Annotated in this window: 3 protein-coding genes; 2 read left to right on the forward strand and 1 reads right to left on the reverse strand. The window is 56.5% G+C overall.

Annotation, left to right across the window (positions count from 1 at the left end; genetic code table 11):
- Positions 1-1,077 precede the first annotated feature (1,077 nt).
- Both JKG68_RS31140 and JKG68_RS31145 read left to right on the forward strand, forming a co-directional pair.
- Positions 1,078-1,461 (forward strand): hypothetical protein, encoded by a 384-nt coding sequence (locus JKG68_RS31140; RefSeq protein WP_202066186.1) that lies wholly within the window; start codon positions 1,078-1,080, stop codon positions 1,459-1,461.
- 292 nt (positions 1,462-1,753) lie between these two features.
- Positions 1,754-2,932, forward strand: a complete 1,179-nt coding sequence (locus JKG68_RS31145; RefSeq protein ID WP_202066188.1) for a family 16 glycosylhydrolase — start codon at positions 1,754-1,756, stop codon at positions 2,930-2,932.
- A gap of 587 nt (positions 2,933-3,519) precedes the next feature.
- Here the strand turns inward: JKG68_RS31145 and JKG68_RS31150 are convergent.
- Positions 3,520-4,452: an IS481 family transposase gene (locus JKG68_RS31150; RefSeq protein WP_202066190.1), complete on the reverse strand. Its 933-nt coding sequence runs from the start codon at positions 4,450-4,452 to the stop codon at positions 3,520-3,522.
- Between the last annotated feature and the right edge of the window lie 14 nt (positions 4,453-4,466).

Genomic DNA, 4,466 nt, shown 5'->3' on the forward strand with positions numbered 1-4,466 from the left:
CACCCGATCCAGACGCTTTGCCACCAGCCCTCCAAGTCGTCGCTGCCGCCAAGGAGGTCTCGCATCCAGACAGCTAGTCATCCCTCCTGCGGTCATAGCACTTCCGTATGTCGGCAATAATGCGAGGTGAGGTGGTGATTAGAGCAATGACGATAGAAGCGATCAAAGGGTCCAAAGTGAGTCTCCAGATTCAAAAGACCCGTCCCATTATCGGCATATCTGTTACGGAATACTCAATCGTTAAGGGCTATTAACACCTGCCTGATCCAGAAGCTTCCTGGAAGCCTCACTCACCTTCACATACCAATAGCGGTCAACGTCCTCCTCAATCCGCCTCCGTCGATCAGCCTCTTTCATCCAGGGATACCAGGCAGACTCCTGAATCTGCTTACGGAGGAGGGACCGTGCTTCAGCCTCGATGTCTTTGTTGCTGATGGTGGGCATCCCTAGCTCGACCTCCCCGCTAACCGCCTCGGCTCTGCCGAAAACCCTGCAACAGTGTCTCCAACGCAGCTTCGAGCTTTGGGTTTGTCTCAGAGGCCAATGGAGGGGCGACCTGTGATGAGCTGCAGCTCTGATGCTGAGGTCGCACATGGTGTCACCTATGGGCAACACTCAGGACTCATCATCAAGGGCCCTCGATTTGGTTCGTTGATCTCCCGACCTTCCGGCCCAGTTGGGCGTTCACATAGATAAACCCCATATCCTGGTCACAAACATGATCAAGCAGATCTTGCACTTGGCAGCGAAGCCTCATTCGCCAATCGATTTGGGCCTGGTCGCTACAGCATTGTCAGCAGCCAGTGTTGTTTTTGTCATTTGCGCACAGATGCCATAGCCTAACCCGCCGAAAGTCTAACGGAGCCTTATGGGCTTGAGCGGCGTTCACTCAGCATCCTGGCAATCGCGATCCCCACACTCTCGACCCCGCTAGGTAGCGATGACTTCCTTATTGAGAGTCTCAGGAGCCCCACCCCTGAGGCTCTCTTTTTTGCGTATATGGAATGTCAGCGTCATGATTTCGGCGGAGGGAGCCGCGACCTTCTAAACCTGCAATAAAGCAGGGAGGCGGGTGTCATGGCTCAAGCTCGTGTTGGCGTCCGCGTTGCTGATGATCGAAAGAGTGTGACCATCGAGATCGGTCCCGTTGACGGGCCATCATCTCCCGTGGGGTTAGACCTCGACCAACTTACCAAGGTCATCAACCTGCTGGGGCAAGCACGACAGCGGATGCTTGAAGGTTTGCGGGTAGAACCTCTGGCTGGAAAGACAGTTGAAACCATCGTCAATCCTATGTGGTGTGTCCAGGTTGCCCAGTTCGACGGTTCGCTGCTCGCGTTTGACCATCCGAACTATGGGCCTGTCGCCTTCGCACTCCCTAGAGATGATGTTACCGAGATCGTTCGCATCTTGAGCGCTCACCTTGCCCTTCCAACAATGCAGACAGACAAGCCAAGCTGATGCGAGGGAGACTCATGTCTGAGCAGCGGATGTGGTGAACCCTTTGACGGCCCAGGAGAAGGCATATGGCTGAAGGCAAGCTCCCGAATGCCAAGGGTGGAATCGCACGCAGGATGCCCCACAATCAGCGATGACATACAGGCAACTCTCAACTGCAGAGTTAATCATTTGTGACACTAAAGAAGGTTGGACCTTTCAGGTTATTACCGAAACCAGCAGCTATTTGTCACAATCAGAAAGCTGATGCCCTGAGGTAGTCCTGAAATAAGGGGCTAATCTAGGGGACCAAGTTATGTCAGTTGACCTGAGCAGTTATAAACTCACGTTTGAAGACGAGTTCACAGGCAGCTACCTTAACAGCCAAGTCTGGGGCACAAAGTACTGGTGGGGTGGACGCAGCCTGTCGAGCAACGGCGAGAAGCAGTACTTTGCCGACCGATCAACCGCTGTTGTACAAAAACACCCCAGCACTGACCCCTTCAAGATCGTGGCCGATACTTCCCAAACTGGAGATGGCGTTCTCACTATCACTGCCAGCAAATCGCCAGATACCAGCCTGACTGATGGCCTGCCGTATGTGTCGGGAATGATCAACACCTATGGGACATTCTCACAGACCTACGGCTACTTCGAGATCAAAGCCCAGGTTCCGACAGGTACGGGACTGTGGCCTGCCTTCTGGATGCTGCCCCAGAGCGGCAACTGGCCCCCTGAGATCGATGTGTTGGAACTGCTCGGCAAGGACCCGAAAACCTACTACGTCGGGGCTCATTGGAGTGGCACAGGGGGCTCTCACCAACACCAAACCATCGCCATCAATAAAGGGATCGATCTCTCTCAAAGCTTCCACACCTATGGCACTATGTGGACGGCCAGCACGATCAGCTTCTACCTTGACGGGGTGCAGGTCCACTCGATGGCAACACCCCCTGGCGCAACTGAGCCGATGTACCTCCTGGCAGGACTCGCGGTAGGTGGCACGTGGGGAGGTGACCCGGACGGCACGACCATGTTTCCAGTCGAGTTCAAGATTGACTACATCAAGGCTTGGGCCCTCGACCCGCTCCTTGCCTACAAACCGACCCTCAGCGGCACGAAAGGTGATGATACAGGCACAAACTCTCTGATTGGAAAATCAGGCCCTGATGTAATCTTCGGTTATGAGGGGAACGATGTCATTGAGGGCTTAGGAGGGAATGACATCTTCTCAGGAGGAGATGGTGCCGACACCTTCCGCTTTCTTACGAGTGGCTCAGGATACGATATCATCCTCGACTTCGATCCGCTGCGTAACGATATTGTTCAGGTCACAAAGGGCGTGGCAGGTGTGAAGAGCTTCGCAGCCCTCTATAGAAACGTCACGAACAATGCGGAAGGTGATGCAGTTCTCAAATTAGCATCTGGAAATACCATTACTTTCGATGGTGTAACTAAAGCTAAACTCGGGTACGACGATTTCGCCCTTATCTGAAGAGCGTCACATTCCTCTTCCTCCAGTCGTGGCGGTTCCCTCTAGATACCCCCCTTCAGCCCTGAGCGTTTCTTGGGGCTTCTCTTTGCTTGGACCTCATAGGATTCCTAGCGATCATGAGCCATCCCAGGGTGCGGGCAACTTCCGAGGCAACTGACTTCGAGTCTGTGCGTTGCCTGCCATCAATGATGCTTGGGAGGGTGGCCGATGCCCGACAAGAAGCGTCTTCGCCTATGTAGCTGTATCAGCCTCGCTGTGGCATCATTCGCGCTGATTGGTGCTATTGTCGCCCAGCCTCTTCTGAGCGCCATGTGGCCCCTACCAATCACTAATGCTCAGCTTCGCTAGGCCACTCAGGTGAGAGACCCTGCTAAAGCCCAGCAGTCTGCTGCAGTCTACCGGCAAGCTCTTGAGAGTGCTGTGCAGAGCGAAGACGTTGTTGCCTCGCACTTTGCTGTGCTAGCGGACGAGTTGCAGCGCCAAGGTCAATCCGACATCGCTGATATGCTGCAAGAGGCATCCCAACACTATCGAGACAACAGCATGATGAACCGTGCTCTTATGACGGCTCTAGGTGTGAGTTCTTATCAGGTTGTTCCGGCGAGAGCCTGAGCCGGTGTTCGTCGGCCGAGACTACTATGTGGGCGCTGCTGATTGTACCAGGTCAGCCATCGCGGCAGATCAGCAGCCCGAGCATCCGACGAGGAGAATGGGATCGCATAGGCCCACTCGCGCAGAAGCGTCTGGATGAAGCGCTCAGCCTTGCCATTGGTTTTCGGCGTGTACGGTCTCGTGCGGATGTGCCGGATCCCGAGCAGCCGCAGCGCCTTGCGGAACAGGCGCGCGACATAACCAGAGCCATTATCCCTCATCACCCGCTCAACCCGGATGCCGCGTGCTTTGAACCAGCGCAGCGCCCGCACCAGGAAGGCCGTGGTGGAGCGGCGGGTCTCATCCGGCAGCACCTCGACATAGGCCAGCCGGGTGGCGTCATCGATGGCCACATGAAAGCAGTCGTAGCCCGCCCCAGTACTGGGGTTGCGCCGATCACCTGTGATGCGATGGCCCACCCGAGCAAAGCGAGCCAGCTTCTTGATGTCCAGATGGATCAGCTCGCCGGGGTGCTGACGCTGATAGCGCACGGGCGGCTCCTTTGGCTCCAGGGCCGCCAAGCGACCCAAGCCGCGCCGGGTGAGCCAGGCTGCTACAGTGGAGCGGGCCAGCTGCAGCTTGCCGGCGATCTCCTCAGCCGTGAGCCGGTACTCCCGCCGGAGCATTTCAATCGCCCCGAACCAGTACTCGGCCGTGCGATTGGCAACGGTTCTCGGGCGGGAGGATCGGTTGTTCAGTCCGCTTGGCCCTTCCGCCTTGTAGCGGGCCAGCCACTTGCGGGCGGTGCGCTCGCTGACGCCGAAGCCTCGGGCCACCTCGCAAACAGGTAGGCCGTCCTCAATGATGCGGCGGATCATTTCCGCTCGACCCAGCCGGGTCGTGCGGGCATTCTGGTGCGGGTTGTTCATTCCTCAGGTCCGTC

The organism is Microvirga aerilata (assembly GCF_016743775.1).
GTDB classification, from domain to species: Bacteria; Pseudomonadota; Alphaproteobacteria; order Rhizobiales; family Beijerinckiaceae; genus Microvirga; species Microvirga aerilata.

What these genes read in the sequence shown, in the direction of transcription:
- JKG68_RS31150 (WP_202066190.1), bottom strand. Translation starts at nt 4,452, where the DNA reads ATGAACAACCCGCACCAGAATGCCCGCACGACCCGGCTGGGTCGAGCG.
- JKG68_RS31145 (WP_202066188.1), top strand. Translation starts at nt 1,754, where the DNA reads ATGTCAGTTGACCTGAGCAGTTATAAACTCACGTTTGAAGACGAGTTC.
- JKG68_RS31140 (WP_202066186.1), top strand. Translation starts at nt 1,078, where the DNA reads ATGGCTCAAGCTCGTGTTGGCGTCCGCGTTGCTGATGATCGAAAGAGT.